The following is a 1,146-nucleotide window of genomic DNA, read 5'->3' as shown; positions in this document are numbered from 1 at the left end:
CGATCGACCAGGCCAGGCTTGCGAGGGTGATCAGCGCGACCCTGGTGCTCGACGTGGGCCTCGTAGGCGCCGTAGCCCATGCCGACGATCGGCGCGGAGATGGTGGTGGGGTGCACGGTGCCCCACGGCATCTTGTAGACGGGGTCGGTGTTCTGCTCGAGGCCGGGCGCGCGGCCCTCGCTCATCGCGCGGAAGCTCAGGAACCGGTGCGACGGGACGAAGACGTCCTCGACGACGACGGTGTTGGAGCCGGTGCCGCGCAGTCCGACGACGTTCCAGACGTCGTCGATGCGGTAGTCCGAACGCGGGATCAGGAAGCTGCCGAAGTCGACCGGCTTGCCGTTCTTGATCACCGGACCGCCCAGCACCGCCCAGGTGGCGTGATCGGAACCCGAGGACCAGGCCCACGAGCCGCGCACGATGTACCCACCGTCGACGGCCTGTCCCGCGCCCATCGGCGCGTAGGAGGACGAGATGCGCACATCGGTGTCCTCGCCCCACACGTCCTGCTGGGCCTGCTGCTCGAACAGCGCGAGGTGCCAGTTGTGCACCCCGATGATGCCCGACACCCAGCCGGTGGAACCACACGCGCTGGCGATCTTGCGCACGGTGTCGTAGAAGACCACCGGGTCGGCGGCGTGGCCGCCCCACTGCTTGGGCTGGAGCAGCCGGAAGAAACCGGTCTCCTGCAGCGCTTTCATGGATTCTTCGGGAATGCGGCGCAGGTCCTCGGCCTCCTGCGCACGCTCACGCAGCGTCGGCAGCAGTGCCTCGACCCGTTCGGTCACTTCTTGCGTCATTTCGGAGCCCGCTCCTGCCCTTGTCGGATCGACAACCGGTTCTATTCGTCTCTGAGATTAGAACAGGTTCTCGTTTCTGTCGAGAAGATCGCCCTACCTCGGATATAACAGGAGTCAACAAGGAAGTTCGCTGGACAACTGGCGTGAAGTGGCTCAGTTTTGTAACGTGTTCTAGTGAACGAGGAGGGTTCGGGATGGCGATCAACCCCAAGGTGAGGGAACTCGATGTCGGTGCACCGCCGACGAGGTTCGCGCGCGGCTGGCACTGTGTCGGCCTGGCGTCGACCTTCCGCGACGGTAAACGACCGTCCCCGACCCGGCGGGGATCATCAACCAGGGTCACGGC

At 65.4% G+C, this 1,146-nt stretch carries 1 protein-coding gene; it reads right to left on the bottom strand.

Annotated features, from left to right (window positions below; all coding sequences use genetic code 11):
• Positions 1-800, bottom strand: an 800-nt coding sequence (gene hsaA / locus AB0F44_RS30235) for a 3-hydroxy-9,10-secoandrosta-1,3,5(10)-triene-9,17-dione monooxygenase oxygenase subunit (protein WP_357361071.1), incomplete at its 3' end; no start/stop codon positions are given.
• Positions 801-1,146: the final 346 nt, after the last annotated feature.

Origin of the sequence: Nocardioides sp. NPDC023903 (assembly GCF_040639295.1) — a bacterium.
In the GTDB taxonomy this organism is placed as follows: domain Bacteria; phylum Actinomycetota; class Actinomycetes; order Propionibacteriales; family Nocardioidaceae; genus Nocardioides.
Note: the sequence above shows the minus strand (reverse complement) of the source record. Positions and strands in the feature narration are given on the sequence as shown.